At 56.8% G+C, this 15,785-nt stretch carries 15 protein-coding genes; 2 read left to right on the forward strand and 13 right to left on the reverse strand.

The window, feature by feature from the left end; translation table 11 throughout:
• Nucleotides 1-21: 21 nt before the first annotated feature.
• The 12 genes from rnhB to QP503_RS05925 all read right to left on the reverse strand — a co-directional run bounded on the left by rnhB (nucleotide 22) and on the right by QP503_RS05925 (nucleotide 11,604).
• The gene (rnhB, locus tag QP503_RS05870) at nucleotides 22-705 is read right to left on the reverse strand and encodes a ribonuclease HII (RefSeq protein ID WP_179369707.1); all 684 of its coding nucleotides are present in this window, start codon (nucleotides 703-705) and stop codon (nucleotides 22-24) included.
• Complete coding sequence (lepB, locus tag QP503_RS05875) at nucleotides 695-1,402, reverse strand: signal peptidase I (protein WP_442953374.1); 708 nt, start codon at nucleotides 1,400-1,402, stop codon at nucleotides 695-697. The genes rnhB and lepB overlap by 11 nt, the downstream gene beginning before the upstream one ends.
• Before the next feature lie 107 nt (nucleotides 1,403-1,509).
• A complete protein-coding gene (gene rplS / locus QP503_RS05880) occupies nucleotides 1,510-1,866 on the reverse strand; it encodes a 50S ribosomal protein L19 (RefSeq protein WP_006681180.1) in 357 nt (118 codons plus the stop codon).
• A 181-nt stretch (nucleotides 1,867-2,047) separates the two neighbouring features.
• A complete protein-coding gene (gene trmD, locus QP503_RS05885; RefSeq protein ID WP_006681181.1) occupies nucleotides 2,048-3,391 on the reverse strand; it encodes a tRNA (guanosine(37)-N1)-methyltransferase TrmD in 1,344 nt (447 codons plus the stop codon).
• Nucleotides 3,391-3,915: a ribosome maturation factor RimM gene (gene rimM / locus QP503_RS05890; RefSeq protein WP_006681182.1), complete on the reverse strand. Its 525-nt coding sequence runs from the start codon at nucleotides 3,913-3,915 to the stop codon at nucleotides 3,391-3,393. The genes trmD and rimM overlap by 1 nt, the downstream gene beginning before the upstream one ends.
• Before the next feature lie 172 nt (nucleotides 3,916-4,087).
• Nucleotides 4,088-4,327, reverse strand: coding sequence for an RNA-binding protein (locus tag QP503_RS05895; RefSeq protein ID WP_006681183.1), 240 nt, complete (start codon nucleotides 4,325-4,327; stop codon nucleotides 4,088-4,090).
• A 2-nt stretch (nucleotides 4,328-4,329) separates the two neighbouring features.
• Entirely contained in the window at nucleotides 4,330-4,818 is a 489-nt protein-coding gene (gene rpsP / locus QP503_RS05900) for a 30S ribosomal protein S16 (RefSeq protein WP_103631881.1), read from the reverse strand.
• Between the two features lie 227 nt (nucleotides 4,819-5,045).
• On the reverse strand, nucleotides 5,046-6,152 hold the full coding sequence (locus QP503_RS05905) for an amidohydrolase family protein (RefSeq protein ID WP_006681185.1): 1,107 nt from the start codon (nucleotides 6,150-6,152) through the stop codon (nucleotides 5,046-5,048).
• Nucleotides 6,149-7,741 (reverse strand): signal recognition particle protein, encoded by a 1,593-nt coding sequence (gene ffh, locus QP503_RS05910; protein ID WP_285069701.1) that lies wholly within the window; start codon nucleotides 7,739-7,741, stop codon nucleotides 6,149-6,151. Before ffh ends, QP503_RS05905 begins: the two co-directional genes overlap by 4 nt.
• Before the next feature lie 154 nt (nucleotides 7,742-7,895).
• Entirely contained in the window at nucleotides 7,896-9,173 is a 1,278-nt protein-coding gene (gene ftsY / locus QP503_RS05915) for a signal recognition particle-docking protein FtsY (protein ID WP_285069700.1), read from the reverse strand.
• Nucleotides 9,174-9,261: 88 nt separating this feature from the next.
• Nucleotides 9,262-9,606: a hypothetical protein gene (locus QP503_RS05920; RefSeq protein WP_050998791.1), complete on the reverse strand. Its 345-nt coding sequence runs from the start codon at nucleotides 9,604-9,606 to the stop codon at nucleotides 9,262-9,264.
• A 117-nt stretch (nucleotides 9,607-9,723) separates the two neighbouring features.
• The gene (locus tag QP503_RS05925; protein ID WP_285069699.1) at nucleotides 9,724-11,604 is read right to left on the reverse strand and encodes an RNA polymerase sigma factor; all 1,881 of its coding nucleotides are present in this window, start codon (nucleotides 11,602-11,604) and stop codon (nucleotides 9,724-9,726) included.
• A gap of 198 nt (nucleotides 11,605-11,802) precedes the next feature.
• On the opposite strand from QP503_RS05925, the gene QP503_RS05930 reads away from it, so the two are divergent.
• Complete coding sequence (locus QP503_RS05930; protein WP_103631884.1) at nucleotides 11,803-12,903, forward strand: polyprenyl synthetase family protein; 1,101 nt, start codon at nucleotides 11,803-11,805, stop codon at nucleotides 12,901-12,903.
• A 104-nt stretch (nucleotides 12,904-13,007) separates the two neighbouring features.
• Here QP503_RS05930 and QP503_RS05935 read toward each other — a convergent pair whose 3' ends face one another.
• On the reverse strand, nucleotides 13,008-13,358 hold the full coding sequence (locus tag QP503_RS05935; protein ID WP_006681191.1) for an Rv2175c family DNA-binding protein: 351 nt from the start codon (nucleotides 13,356-13,358) through the stop codon (nucleotides 13,008-13,010).
• A 120-nt stretch (nucleotides 13,359-13,478) separates the two neighbouring features.
• On the opposite strand from QP503_RS05935, the gene pknB reads away from it, so the two are divergent.
• Nucleotides 13,479-15,521, forward strand: coding sequence for a Stk1 family PASTA domain-containing Ser/Thr kinase (pknB, locus tag QP503_RS05940; protein ID WP_219585188.1), 2,043 nt, complete (start codon nucleotides 13,479-13,481; stop codon nucleotides 15,519-15,521).
• Nucleotides 15,522-15,785 lie beyond the last annotated feature (264 nt).

The raw sequence follows: 15,785 nt of genomic DNA on the forward strand, positions 1-15,785 counted from the left end.
TAACAAATTGTTCCTGACCCTTCAGGCGCGCTCGGCGCGCCCAGTGCCGGGAAGGTTCCACGAACGGCGATGAAGAGGAGAAACCCCCAGTCGCCTAAGAGCGTCAATGTGTTTTGCCGAAGAATAGCCTTTGTTCGAGGCCCAGTCGTATCCCGGATCTTCCACCGTTTTCATCCATTCGTCACGTCTGACCTTCGCGACAACGGATGCGCCGGCCACGACCGAGCATGATGCGTCAGCCTTGACGCGAGTGACAACGTGTGGCACCTCAATGTCCGGGTAGGGTGCGTCATCAATCGGAGAAAACAAATCGTCGGATCGCGTCAGCCAATTATGCGCCCCATCAAGCAGAACAATCACGCGTGCGCCATTGGGAATATCCAACTGTTGCAGAGCACGCATACCAGCCAAACGCAGGCCAACAATGATTCCGTGGGCGTCGACTTCATCATTCGAAGCAAAACCCACACCAACAGACTTCGCCCACCGGCACACCAGAGGCTCCAAGGCGACGCGTCTTTTTTCGCTTAACAGTTTCGAGTCGCGAAGCCCCGCTGGTTGAGGGGCCTCGTCCCCCGTGACAAGGCATGCCCCCACGACAACGGGCCCTGCAATTGCACCACGCCCCACCTCGTCCATTCCAATGACAACGTCATAGCGGGTAAGGAGCTCACGTTCGACATCGCGCGTCGCATCACTGGGCATCGGGAATACCAGCAAAAACGTCGCGACGATTCAGGCCAACCTTCCAATGCGACGTCGGCCAAATAACTGCGCTCACGGTGCCAACAACCGCGTCTTCGGGAACGTAAGGTGTTTCACCAGAACCCATGTGGTAGCGAGAATCCGCTGAATTACCACGGTTATCACCCATGACCCAAAGCGTGCCCTGGGGAACCGTAATATCGAAAGAAATGTCAGAGGGAAGCTGACCGTCAGCAATGTAGGGTTCGTCCACGGGCACACCATTCACTGCAACCTTGCCTTCGGCCGTGCAACAGGTGACGTGATCACCGCCCACACCGATCACGCGTTTCACAAGTGTTTTATCTGAACCACCGGGAAGAAAACCAACAAATTTACCGACAGCATTAGCAAAAGAATCGTCGGTTGAAAGATTCGACGGGAGCCAGTCCAACTGATCGTGAAAAACAACCACGTCACCGCGCTCAATATTTCCCGTGTGTGCCGCGATACGTGAGACTGCGATACGGTCGTTTTCCACCAGGGTGTCGCGCATGGACGCGGAGGGAATCCAAAACACTTGGACGACAAAAATGCGGAGCAGAGTGAAGATCACGAACGCCGCGACCACGATCAGGGCAAGTTCACGAATCCAAGCAAAAAAGCCACCTGAACCGGTATCCCCATCAGAATCGATGGCGTAATCACTGTCAGTCACTCGTAATCCTTCACTTTTCAGAGGAGATGCCAACACCGGTTGGCATACGAACACGCAAGCCCGGTGCCCCGAAGGGCACCGGGCACACAGTGGTCATGCTCAGAGTTTCACTCTGCGCTGCCCGAGCGGTGTTCCTTAATCTTGGCAGCCTTGCCGTGACGCTCACGCAGGTAGTAGAGCTTTGCACGACGGACGTCGCCCTTGGTGACGACCTCAAGGCGGTCGATCGTCGGTGCATGCAGCGGGAACGTACGCTCCACACCAACACCGAAGGAGACCTTGCGGACGGTGAACGTCTCAGAGACGCCGTGACCGCGACGGGCAATAACAACACCCTGGAAGACCTGGATACGGGAACGGCTACCTTCAATAACCTTCACGTGAACCTTGACGGTGTCACCGGCGCGGAACGAAGGAAGATCGGAACGAAGGGAAGCGGCGTCGACTGCGTCCAGCTTCTGCATGTTTACTCCTTGACACTTCTGCCGCAGGTCAGTTGCGTCGAATACGGCAGGCGGGGCCTGCGCTTTCTTCAACGGGCATTCATGTGAGCGTCCCCCTGCGGCAGGTTGCACTCGAATGCACCGTGTTCAAGTGTGCCACATTCGTCAGACGGTGCACACTGTCTACGAGGGACGAATATGTCTATCGAACGGTGAGATTCCGCACGAGGACAACGTCTACGTTCATTACTCCCCCGACGTTGAACGTGCGACGTGCCTTCTTTTTGAAGCCGTGCTTCTTGTAAAACTTTTGAGCGCGAAGGTTACCGGTGTGTGTTGCTAAAACTAAGCGCGGGGCTGCATTGGAAGCTTCAACGTCCGCCACTGCCGCTTCAAGTAGAGCGCCCGCCAGACCACTTCCACGCCACGTAGCATCCGTGTAGCACTTGGACAGGTAGGCATCCGACGCTTCGATACGTCCGGGGCGCACCATGCCTTTTTCAATCGCGTCTTCACCGATGATCGACAGGGTGTATCCGCCCAGTTCACCGCCGATTTCAGCGACCAGCACGCGGTATCGTTCCGGCTGAGCGATGAATCGAGCACATGCTTCAGGCGATAGCTGGTCGCCGATAAACGCTGCGATTGCTTCATCAGAAAGGACGTCGGGACAGGCGTCCGGGAACGTACGCGTCGCAAGTGCGGCAAGAGCGTCGGCATCGTGTGCCTGAGCCACTCGAATCGAAACCGTATGATGCCCGCTAGGGGTGACGAGGTGCCCGCAGGCAGCAAGAAACTCTTTGTCAGCTGAATCGAGATCCCCGTACTGCAACTGAGCAATCAAATCCGGCCTGCGCTCGACTGTCCGCTTCAGCGACAGGTCGCGTCGCCAGCGTTCGATCCGCCCGTGATCGCCACTGAGAAGAACGTCAGGCACCTCGATATCACGCCACGAACGAGGCTTCGTGTACGTCGGGTACTCCAACAGACCGTTCTCATGGGACTCTTCCTCGAGCGACTGAGGGTTCCCCATAAAACCGTCGAGTAGACGCGTCACCGCTTCCACAAGCACGAGCGCCGCCACTTCCCCACCGTTCAACACGTAGTCGCCGATCGAGTACTCAAGAACCTCGACACCTAACGCGCGGTAGTGATCGGCGACGCGCTGATCAATCCCTTCGTATCGTCCGCAGGCGATCATCAGCTGATCGACGTTAGTCAGGTTGCGTGCGGTTGCCTGCGTCAACGGGATACCGGACGGTGTTGGGATCGCAAGAACACGACGTTGCGCAACGTCCTGGTCTTGCCCAGCAGAGCACTCAGCAATGACCTCGTCGAGAGCCTCTCCCCACACGGTCGGCATCATCACCATGCCCGCGCCACCGCCGTACGGGGTGTCGTCAACTGTGCGGTGTGCGTCGTGCGTCCAATCACGCAGATCGTGGACATGCACATCGACGAGGCCAGTCTCGTGTGCCTTGCCCAGCAGAGACAGATTTACGGGCGCGAAGTACTCGGGGAAAATCGAGAAAAGGTCGATCCTCATCAGTTGGAATTCCTATCCGATGCATCGACATAGTCATCATCAAACAAGCCGGGAGGCGGAGTCAGAGTAACGCGCTTATTCTCAACGTCAACCTCGGGGACAAGCTCTTCAACGAAAGGCACCATGACTGTTGCTCCACTGACGGGCTTGACCAGAAGAAGATCCTGAGCCATTCCAAACTGCAGGCCAGTCACTGTTCCCAGTGTTGCGCCATCGGGCATCACAGCTACGCACCCTTTCAGTTGATGCGGATACCATGCGTCTTCTTCTTCAGTTTCTTCGACCAGAAGCTTCTTGCCACGCAGAGCCTCTACCTGTTCGCGGGTTGACAGTTCCTCGAAGCCAACAAGCAGGCGATCCTTGTGCATACGCGCACTGCGAACCGTCAGTTCCATTTCAGGCTCGCCCAGTACACCGAAGACAAAGCCGGGTGCCCAGATCTCAGGATCGTCGGAACGTACTTCCACCATTGCTTCACCACGAAGGCCATGAGCTGGCCCGATGATGCCTGCGGTCATCTGCATAGTGTGTCCTTCATCCTTCAGTTGTGTACACCGAGAAGTGACGTATTGGCTTCTAGTATCCCACGGTCAGCGAATCGGTCTGCATTCCGTTGACCGCTCATATCGTGGGAGAAATAAAACAGTGGAGGGGCTCAAAACTGAGCCCCTCCACATGAGTTGTGTTTGCGAGCGCTTACTCGCGATCCGTGTCGACAACGTCAACACGAATAGGACCGCGCGTTGAAAGAGCGCCCATCACCGTGCGCAGAGCGCGAGCGGTGCGACCGCTACGACCAATCACACGACCGAGGTCATCGGGATTGACCCGAACCTCAAGGAGGTGACCGCGTCGCATGGAACGAGCCGAAACCCGAACATCTTCCGGGTGGTCGACGATTCCAGAGACGAGGTGCTCAAGCGCATCAGCCAGCATGATCAGGCTTCCTCGCCAGCTTCAGCCGGAGCTTCTTCAGCTTCAGCTTCTGCTGCCTTTGCTTCAGCCTCGGCAGCTTCAGCAGCGGCCTTTGCTTCTGCTTCAGCCTCTGCCTTTGCAGCTGCCTGAGCAGCCTTCGACTTTTCGGCTTCTGCTTCTGCAGCCTTGACAGCTTCAGCAGCTGCGCCAGCCTTGTCAGACTCGGCAACCTTGACGCGGGAAACCGCATCCTTCTTGCCGTTGAACTTTGCGATGTCGCCGGTCAGGACGAGCAGGTTACGAACCTGGTCGGACGGCTGTGCGCCAACACCCAGCCAGTACTGAGCGCGAGCCGAGTCGATGCGGATGATTGACGGGTTCGGCTGTGCGTCGTACAGACCGATCTCTTCGATGACGCGACCGTCACGCTTCTTGCGCGAATCGACGACGACAACACGGTATGCGGGAGCGTGAATCTTGCCCACGCGCTTCAAACGAATGCGAACTGCCACTTGTGTGGTCACTCCTGTTTCTAGTTCAGAGTTGGAACGTGCACTTCCCCGGTGGGAAACACAGGTCAATGTTTGTTCCGGGACGCGGTCAAAGAAGGTGAGAGGGTCCTTCAGTGCCCGAGTACGCCCTCAATTGTGCCATAGTTGGCGCCCGATGCCCCAAATCTGGGGCTCATCACACGCTTCAACCCGCCGTGGAATCGGTCACGTCCGAAGCAAAGCGCAATTCAAGAACGCGAATAAACCAGCTGCCCATTGATCACGACATGGTCGGGCTGATCCAATGCACCGCTTGTTCGCGGATCCTCGCGGTAGATCAGAAGATCCGCACTGGCACCCGGACTCAACTGCTCAAAGTTCAGTGCAATGCGGGACTTCCATGTGGCGACATCGATCAGTTCTAAGCGCGATACTCCCCGATCCAGCCAGAGTTCAAACTCTTTACCGATCGTCCCATGCTCTTGGTAGCCACCAGAATCAGTACCCATCACCAAGGTGACGCCGAATTCCCGGAGCATCGCGAAATGCTCGCGACGCTCGTCGTACATACGAGACATGGTCGCACCGTATACGGGGTATTTCGCTCCGGCCTGATCAGCGAAGTCCTTGAACAATTCAACTTGAAGTAGCGTCGGAGTGATCAGCACTCCCCTGCGCGCGGCCTCATCTGCTTGATCCGCGTCCATGCCCGTCGCGTGTTCAATGTCGTCGACGCCCGCTTCAAGAAGCGAGTCGATCGTCGCGTGAGCGAAGGAGTGAACCGCCACTTTCGCACCGTTTTCGTGGGCAGCTGCAACGGCATCCACAAGAACCTCCGTCGGCCACAGCGGCTCGAGGTCAGAATCTACACCATTCGAGCGATCAATCCAGTCGCCGACCAGTTTCACCCAGCCGTCGCCCCGTTTCGCCTGCTCAGCGACGAGGTCCGGAAGATCAGCGAGATTCTCACAGTCGATGGGCATGCCACGAATGTATCGCTTGGGACGAGCAATATGACGTCCTGCTCGAATCAGTTTCGGCAGGTCATCGCGTGAATCCAACCAACGGTTATCAACGGGAGCGCCACAATCGCGCAGAGCCAAGACACCCGTGTTCCTCTGGGCACGCGCCTGTACTTCTTGCTCTTCAAGGCCCACGGGCCCATCTGATCCAACGCCAATATGGGCGTGAGAGTCAACGAATCCGGGCACCGCAAAGCCGGTGAAGTCCGAACCTGTCGTCCCGGCCTCGTCGATCATGGTGATGCCGGAAGGATCAATCTTCCACGAACCGGTTGTCCACGATGCCGGTGAGCCGGAGGTCGCGGACCAGAGTAGCGATCCCTGAAAGATCACTTGAGGCCGGCCATCATGCGCTTGATGTCGTCTGGCAGATCATCCATCGACGGACGAGCGGTCGGCTCGGGAGCAGGCGCACCGCCGAATGCGGATCCTGCAGCGGGAGCAGACGAACGTTGCTCGGGCGGAAGAAGAGCCTCAAGCTCCTGCTGGCGACGCTTCGCAGGATTACCGGAACGCGCCTTCTTCTTGACCTTCGCACGCTTTGCCTGAGCGGCACGCGCATTCGCCTTCTGCTTCGCCTTACCGCCCTGGCCGGGCATGTTACCGAAGCCGGGCATTCCGCCCATCGCACCCATCTGGCCCATCATGGCCTTGGCAGCTTCAAAGCGCTTGACCAGCGAGTTCACCTCAGCAACCGTTACACCGGAGCCTCGTGCGATACGCGCACGACGCGAACCGTTCAACAGCGAAACATCTTCACGTTCCGCTGGCGTCATCGAACGGACAATCGCCTCAATACGGTCGACCTCGCGTTCATCGAAGTTTTCAATCTGCTCGCGAATCTGGCCTGCGCCAGGAATCATGCCGAGCATCTTCTTCATCGAGCCAAGCTTCTTCACCTGTTGCAACTGCGAGAGGAAGTCACCCAAAGTCAGTTCGCCGGCCATTGCCTTTTGCGCCATGCGCTCGGCTTCTTCGGCGTCCAGCTTCTTTTCTGCCTGCTCGATCAGGGTGAGAATGTCGCCCATATCGAGGATGCGTGACGCCATACGGTCAGCGTGGAAACGCTCAAAGTCATCGAGGTTCTCACCCGTGGACGCGAACAGGATCGGTGCACCGGTCACGCCTCGCACGGAGAGCGCAGCACCACCGCGGGCATCACCGTCGAGCTTCGACAGGACAACACCGGTGAAGCCCACGCCATCGCGGAACGCGGTCGACGTTTGGACGGCATCCTGACCGACCATCGCGTCAAGCACGAACATGATTTCGTGCGGTTGAACAGCATCGCGGATCGCGACAGCCTGAGCCATCATTTCTTCGTCGACACCCAAACGACCCGCGGTATCGACGATGACCACGTTAATGCCGTTTTCAATCGCGTGGTTCAGACCCGAGCGTGCGACCTGCACCGGATCGCCAACGCCGTTACCGGGTTCGGGTGCCCACACTTGAACGCCAGCACGCTCACCCACAACCTGCAACTGGTTCACTGCATTCGGACGCTGAAGGTCAGAGGCAACAAGAAGAACGGACTTGCCTTCTTCGCGGAGCCACTTACCGAGCTTTCCGGCAAGCGTCGTCTTACCGGCACCCTGCAGACCAGCAAGCATGAAGACCGTCGGGCCGCGATCAGCAAACTTCAGTTCACGAGTTTCGCCGCCCAGAATCTCAACCAGTTCCTCGTTGACGATTCGAATGACCTGCTGTCCGGGATTCAGTGCCTTCGAACGCGCCGCACCGTAGGCCTTCTCACGGACCGAGCTGGTGAACTGACGGACAACGGGAAGAGCAACGTCAGCATCAATCAGGGCGCGACGAATCTCTGAAATTGTCTGGTCAACATCTGATTCGGTCAGCACACCACGAGAGCGAAGCTGTTTAAAAGACTGAGTCAGCCGATCCGACAGATTTCCAAACACGTTGAGTCTCCCAAAAGGTGGAAAGCAAAAAGGGTACGAGGCCATGACCTCGTTGAGTGGTCAAAGCCTATCGCACGCGGGCTATCACAGCCGTATGCGAGGCAGCCCTCACACAGCGTGAGACTGACCCGCCTAGCGTGCAACTCGAAAAGTGTCAGCCATTCACGATGGCGTCAACGAAGCCCTGCGGATCGAACGGAGCAAGATCGTCAGCGCCTTCACCCAGGCCAACGAACTTCACCGGAACACCAAGAGCCTTCTGCACGGAGACAACAATGCCCCCCTTTGCAGACCCATCAAGCTTGGTCAGGACAATGCCGGTCACTCCAACAACTTCAGCGAAAACCTCAGCCTGCTTCATACCGTTCTGACCGGTGGTCGCATCGAGGACCAGCAGAACCTCGTTGACGGGAGCCCGCTTTTCCATGACACGCTTGACCTTGCCAAGCTCATCCATCAGCGTCGACTTCGTCTGCAGACGACCAGCGGTGTCAACCAGCACGACATCAATATTCTTGTCTGCGCCAGCCTTGAGCGCATCGAAAGCAACCGAAGCCGGATCTGCGCCCTCGCGGTCAGAAGCAACGACCTCAACACCAACGCGCTCACCCCACGTGCCCAGCTGTTCGCCGGCAGCAGCGCGGAAGGTGTCAGCTGCACCCAGCAAAACGCTCTTGCCTTCGGCAACGAGAACGCGAGCCAGTTTGCCAACGGTCGTCGTCTTACCGGTGCCGTTCACGCCAACCATCAGGATCGATGCGGGAAGCTCACCTGTGTCGCCCTGACGATCAAGATGCAGGCTACGATCCATCGCAGGATCAACCAGCGCAAGAAGCTCTTCGGAAAGAAACCTCTTAATGGAATCAGTGTCGTGAACACCTTCGACAGCCACGCGATTCTTTAGTGCCTCAATCAGCGTGTCGGTCGCTTCAAGACCAAGATCAGCGACAAGAAGCGTATCTTCGACTTCTTCCCAGTCAGCGGCTTTCAGCTCACCACGGGACAACACCGAAACGATAGCCTTGCCCAGCGTGCCCGAACGCGACAGGCGCGACCGCAGGCGAGCCATACGGCTCGGCAGTGATTCAGGAACCTCAACTGACAGTTCAGGTGCTTCGACAGTCTCTTCAACAGGTGCTGTCAGCTGGTCTTGCCCGCCATCTACGACAGGGTCAGACGTCGGAGCGCACAAGGCGGCCTCGTCGATCGGCGACGGACTACCGCGCGCATCAGGTGCATCTGCGGGGACCTCATCCGCAGGAGTTGTCGGCGCGGCCGTAACTGGCGTGGCCGGAGTAGCAGGCGTAATAGTCGGCATGGACTTCTTCGAGCTACGCGCAACTCCAATACCAATGCCCACGATGACAACGACGAGCAGTGCAATACACGCAATGCCCGCCGGAGAGCTTAAAAATGAAAGAACAGCGTCCATGGGCTCATCATCTCCCATGGACGCTATCAAGTTCCACTTATTGGTTGAACCTAACGGAGTCGAACACTAGTGGCACGCTAGGCAACGTTTACTCGGCCGAAGATTCCTTGCCTGCCTTGCGGTGCTCCTGCATCGCTTCAAAACGATCCGTCACACGCTCAATACGATCAACGCCGGGCAACCGATCCGCATCAAAATACGCGTTCTTCATCGACGACGTATCACCCATCAGATCCGTCAACGTTGTCGAGTGAGGTGACACGGGATCGGCATCATTTTCGGGAGCATTCGTCAGCTTCTCACGCTGGTCACGAAGATGTTCCTGCCAAACGGACGCAGGGCGACGCTCAAGTGCCAAACCAACGATCACCGCAACAGCGATAACCACAACGAGCAGAAGAACAAAGGCCATGATGAGAAAACCCGAGAGCATGTAACTATGTTCTAACTGTTCGAGCCCGCCCGCCACCTCACACTTAGTGACTTCATCGTTTCGTGACCATGAGATGACTCACCGCAACGTTACTGAGATAAGACAAACGCGAGGTGATCAGTCGAGGTAATCGCGAAGCACCTGGCTACGCGACGGGTGACGCAACTTCGACATCGTCTTCGACTCGATCTGACGAATACGCTCGCGCGTCACGCCATAGACCTTGCCGATCTCATCCAGGGTCTTCGGCTGACCATCGCCCAGACCGAAACGCATCGACACAACGCCAGCTTCACGCTCCGACAGGGTGTCGAGCACGTTGTGGAGCTGTTCTTGAAGAAGCGTGAACGACACAGCGTCGGCGGGAACGATTGCTTCAGAGTCTTCGATCAGGTCGCCGAACTCAGAATCGCCATCTTCGCCCAGCGGAGTGTGAAGCGAGATCGGTTCGCGACCGTACTTCTGAACCTCGACGACCTTTTCGGGCGTCATGTCGAGTTCCTTCGCCAGTTCTTCCGGCGTGGGTTCACGACCAAGATCCTGAAGCATCTGGCGCTGGACGCGAGCGAGCTTGTTGATGACCTCAACCATGTGGACAGGAATACGGATCGTGCGAGCCTGGTCAGCCATTGCACGCGTGATCGCCTGACGAATCCACCAGGTTGCGTAGGTGGAGAACTTGTAGCCCTTCGTGTAGTCGAACTTCTCAACTGCACGAATCAGACCGAGGTTACCTTCCTGGATCAGATCCAGGAACTGCATGCCACGACCCGTGTAACGCTTAGCCAGCGAAACGACCAGACGCAGGTTTGCTTCCAGCAGGTGATTTTTCGCCAGCTGACCGTCGGATGCCATGAAGTGCAGCTCACGACGTTCCTTCGCCGTCATCGAATCGGCTTCGTTCTTCAGCTTGTATTCAGCGTAGAGGCCAGCTTCAATACGGCGGGCAAGGTCAACTTCCTGCTCTGCGTTCAGCAGCGAAACCTTGCCGATCTGCTTGAGGTAGTCCTTGACCGGGTCCGCGGTTGCGCCCGCGACGGTCACCTGCTGGACGGGCTCATCGGACTCGTCGGAGTCGGAAACGACGAAACTCCCCTTCGTCTTTGCCTTCGACGTTGTTACCTCAACGACTGACGGCTTAGGCTTGGACTCTTCATCTTCCTCTTCAGATTCGTCTTCAGATTCCTCTTCATCATCTGACGTATCGTCGCCATCTGTGTCTTCAGTATCGTCGAGTTCTTCTTCGTCGTTCAGATCGATATCAGCATCGTCGATATCGTCTTCAGTCTCTTCTTCAGACTCTTCAATTGCCGGTTCTTCGACCTTGGGCTCGTCCTTCTTCTTGCGACGAGTCGTCTTCTTTGCAGGCTTGTCTTCTTGAGCCTCTGTAGCCTCTGCAACCTTCTTGGTACGACGCGTAGCTTTCTTCGCGGGCTTACCTTCTTGGGTCTCTGCACCCTCGACGGTCTTCTTGGTCGTGCGACGAGTTGCCTTCTTCGTGGACTTGTCTTCTTGAACCTCGGCAGATTCGCCGTCCTTCTTCGTGGTGCGACGAGTCGTCTTCTTTGCCGTTTTTGCGGGCTCTTCCTGGGTAAGCGGAGCCTGCGCGTCGGTTGTAGGAGCATCACTAGAAGCGACTTCAGCGGTCGCCTTCTTCGTGGTACGACGCTTGGTCTTCTTTGCAGGAGCCTTGGTGGCTTCAGCTTCAGACGAAGCCTTTGCAGTTTCGTCGGCGACCTTCTTCACGGTACGTCGAGTCGTTTTCTGAGCAGGCTTCTCTTCGGGAGCGACGTCGCCAGCTTCCGCGGTCTTCTTTGCCGTACGGAGCGTGGTCTTCTTTGCTGGAGCCTTGGTAGCTTCGTCGGTAGCCTTTTGAGTCACAGCCTTCGAAGCACGCTTCTTCGTTGCTGGTGCGGTCTTTTCTACCTCTACTGTTTCGTCAACCCTACTAGCCTTGGAAGTAGTCTTGGACCCCTTGGTAGTGCTCGATCCGGCCACACCTATCCCTTTCGCAGAAAATGGGGACTTCTTCGCGCCGATTCGGGCGCTGAAAACCTACTTTTAATTATAGTCCGATAGTGCAAATTTTCCTGATGAACTCACCTGTCAACCCCTATTTTTAATGATGTAGCTCACCAAAGGTGAAACAATAATGACCAGCACCACATTTACACGTGTCACGCTACAGTGTGACCTATGGAAACACTTACCGCACGGTTCGCCGAACTCCGCCCCACCATCGACAATGCGACTCACGATCATCTGATCGCGTTGATGGATGAAATCGGCACGTCACGAGTCTCGGATGAATTTACTCAGACCTGCGTCGCCTCGATCCAGTCAGGCAAGCGTTTCCGCGGACTTCTGGCATATTTCGGGGCTTCGTTGGCCTTGCAACGTCCGCTGGATGATCCGGATCTTGACCTTTCGGCGTTGGCAGCCGGCCTTGAGCTCTACCAGGCCTCAGCATTGGCGCACGACGATCTCATTGACCATGCTGATACGCGTCGCGGAGCCCCCACTCCCCATGTTCGCCTTGCTGAGATTCATCGCGATAGGGGCTGGGAAGGGTCTGCAACCGCATTCGGTGCCGCCGGCGCCGTTCTTGTCGGTGACCTGTTGTTCTCCGCCGCCCAGGCCGCAGTCAATTCTCAGTGCTCACTGTTGGCCCCGGAGCGCGCCTTCTTGCTCATGCAGCGTTTTACGACGATGCACGCGGAAGTGGGCTTGGGGCAATACCTTGATATCCGAGCAGAAAATCTTCCGTTGGACGTCGAAGATAACGTTGCCATCAGCGTCGAGGATGTCATGGAGGTTGTCCTCCACAAGAGCGCGCATTATTCGATCGTCCACCCGGCGATTCTCGGGGCGATTGCCGGCGGTGGTTCACCCGAGCTGATCCAGGCGTTGGACTCCATCCTCACTCCGTGGGGTATCGCTTTCCAGCTTCGCGATGACGATCTGGGGATCTTCGGCGACCCGGCAACCACGGGCAAGCCTGCCGGCGATGATCTGCGTGAGGGCAAGCGAACCGTATTGCTTTCTTTGGCGTGGTCTCATGCGACTGTAGACGAACGTCGCACTCTGCTCGGAGTGCTCGGCGACGAGGATGCTTCGGATGAAGCGATTGCCCAGTGCGCGACGATTATTGAAGAACGCGGTCGACGCGCCCACGAGTCGCTGATCGATTCTCTAGTGAAGGAAGGCCATCGCGGTTTTGACGCCTATCCATTCACTGAAGATCAGCGTCGCGATCTGACCGAGTTGGCTGAGATCATCACCGCCCGTACGGCGTAACCAGTCACCTTACGCGTTCAGATTTGCCTTCTGTGATAATGAAAAGAACGAGGCAACGCACATGGCGAGCCTCGTTCTTTGTTCAAGCGCGGGTCGGAATAATCTCAGAACGCCAGAGTTGAGGCGATTGAATTGACCTTGTGGTGGCGCCCCTTCAACAGGGCTTCCATGGGCGTTTCACCGAGTTCGTCTTGAACGGTGTACAACCAAGCAGCCGCTTCTTCGGGCGTAAAACCGTCGTCCTCCAGAAGCGTCAGCGTGCCAGGAAGGCTGAACAGTGGCTCCCAGCCGTTTGCACCTAAGACAATGATTTCGCGAGGAATCGCAGGCTTTCCGCTCTCGCCCTTCACGGCAAACAAAACATGATCACGCACAAACTGCTTGATCCGGCGTTCTTCGACGCCCAACAGACGACCGGCTTCTTCAAACGAAATAGTTTCCACATTCTGGGTCATGTTCTCAGCCTAGCCGTCAAACGCTCCCCCGGCCTCGTCTCGAGGCACTGAGCGCACGAACTCACATGGCGCGCCGTCTTGCGTACGCCCACTACGGCGCCCCTCTAATACAATCCGAACGTGACCGATTTTGATTCAGACCGACGCACCCCTGACACTGGTTCGCAGCCGACTGAACGCCTGCAGACCCTACCAGGGCATCGTGTTGCACCTGAATCACCCGAGCCCAACGATCTTTCATCCCCTACGAGCGACCAGATTGATCCGCTTCTAGGAATGCTTATTGACTCGCGCTATCGCGTAATCCGCCTGCTGGCTCGTGGCGGAATGGCAACCGTGTACGTGGCACAAGACGAACGCTTGGAGCGCCCGGTTGCTTTGAAGATCATGCATCCGCATCTTGCCCAGTCACAGGATTACGTTGCTCGTTTCCGTCGCGAAGCGCGATCCGCTGCCCGCATTATTCACCCCGGTGTCGTCTCGGTTTTCGATCAGGGTGTTGTTGCTGGTCAGGGATTCTTGGTCATGGAACTCATCGACGGACCGACCCTTCGCACTGTCTTAAACGAGCAAGGTTCTTTTACCGTTGGGCAAACACTGTCCTACGTTCACGACGTTCTTGACGCACTCCGAGCCGCTCATCGTGTTGGTGTGATCCACCGCGACATCAAGCCAGAAAACGTCCTTGTTCCCGCAGATCCGCCTGCTCGCGTGACCGATTTTGGTTTAGCACGCGCGGCCTCTGAAGTGTCACTTTCGACCACTGGTTCAATGCTGGGAACCGTGGCCTACATTGCTCCGGAAGTTGCCCTGTCACACGACGTTGATCAGCGCACCGACCTTTACGCCGTTGGCATCATGGCGTTTGAAATGCTCACGGGTTCAGTGCCGTGGGAAGGCGAAAATGCTATCCAGATTGCTACGCATCATGTGAATGATCCCATTCCGATGCCGTCGGCTCTGGTCAGCTGGTTGCCTCGCGAAATTGATGACTTTATTTCAGCGTTAGCTGCAACGAATCCTGATGAGCGACCAACAGACGCCGGTGAAGCACTTGAGCTCCTCGCTCGCGTCGAAAGTGGACTGCCGGAAGAAATCCTTGCTCGTCGAGCCGACGTTGCACCAAAGGTTGCCTCTTCTGCGGGAGAAACTGCCACTTGGGAGCATCTGGGTGTGACCTCTTCACTTCCCCCGAATGGTCATTCCACGTCCCGCACTGTTGTCCAGGCCGCTGGAGTGCAAGGAGCGATGCATTCTCCAAAAAAGAATCGCCGTTCGTTCATCGGCAAGTTCCTGGCCATCATTGCCTTCGTCTCTATCATCGGTGGTGTAGGTGGCTGGTGGTGGTGGAACGAGTATGGCCCCGGCTCGTACTTGACCATGCCTCAAACAGCTGGGCGTTCCTCACAGGCCGTGAAGTCAGAGCTTGCAGCTCTTGGGCTTGGAGTGATTGAAGAGGAAGCGTTCTCTGACACCGTCCAATCCGGTATCGTCATTTCTTCTGATCCCGGTGGCGGGCAGCCTGTTCACAAGAACGCAGAGGTTCGCGTAACAACCTCCAAAGGCATCGATATGCGACCTGTGCCCGATCTTGTTGGAAAGAACAAGTCTGAGATTGAGACTGTGCTCACCGATGCTGGTTTAGCCGTGGGCACAATCAACGAAGAGTATTCGGAAGAGGTTGCCAAGGATATCGTCATTTCTCAGTCCTTGGATCCCGATACGTCGATCCCCCACGATACGAAAATCGATGTTGTTGTCTCGAAGGGTCGAGAACCACTGACGGTTCCGGACCTCATGGCGATGAGTAGCGCTGATGCTCAGGCTGCGATCGAGGCACTGGGATTGGTCGCGTCGCCAAGTGAAGAGTACTCGGACAGTGTCGCCGAAGGCTCCTTGATTTCTCAGACAACAGCAGCTGGCACGACTCTCCATAAGGGCGACAAGGTCGAATATGTCGTTTCCAAGGGGCCAGAAACAGTTGAAGTCCCCTCCATTACGGGTAAGCAGGAAGCTGAAGCGAAACGAATCCTGGAAGCTGCCGGCCTGAATGTCACGGTTCAACGCGTGCTCGGTGGCTTCTTCGGGACCGCGCGTTACACAGATCCCGGTGCTGGCACGGTTGTGAAAAAGGGATCGACGGTCACCCTCTTCATCGTGTAGTCGATAGCTCTGCATAGAGCTTCTACCGATACAGCTTCCACTGTGGCTCTCACTACAGCTGTCAGAAGCGTTGACGGTGTCACTCCAACGCCCGACACCCATACTTCGACAAACTCCGCCACGTCACACCATGCCCCCGTCCAAGAACACGAACACAACCAGGAAAGCGCCCAAAAACGGGGTCCGCTCCACGCAACCCCCACACCATCGCCACAGACGACCAAAGCCACCAGAACAAGGCCGCGCCCGCCAAGCAATACGATG

The organism is Pauljensenia sp. UMB0895 (assembly GCF_030218905.1).
Lineage (GTDB): Bacteria > Actinomycetota > Actinomycetes > Actinomycetales > Actinomycetaceae > Pauljensenia > Pauljensenia turicensis_A.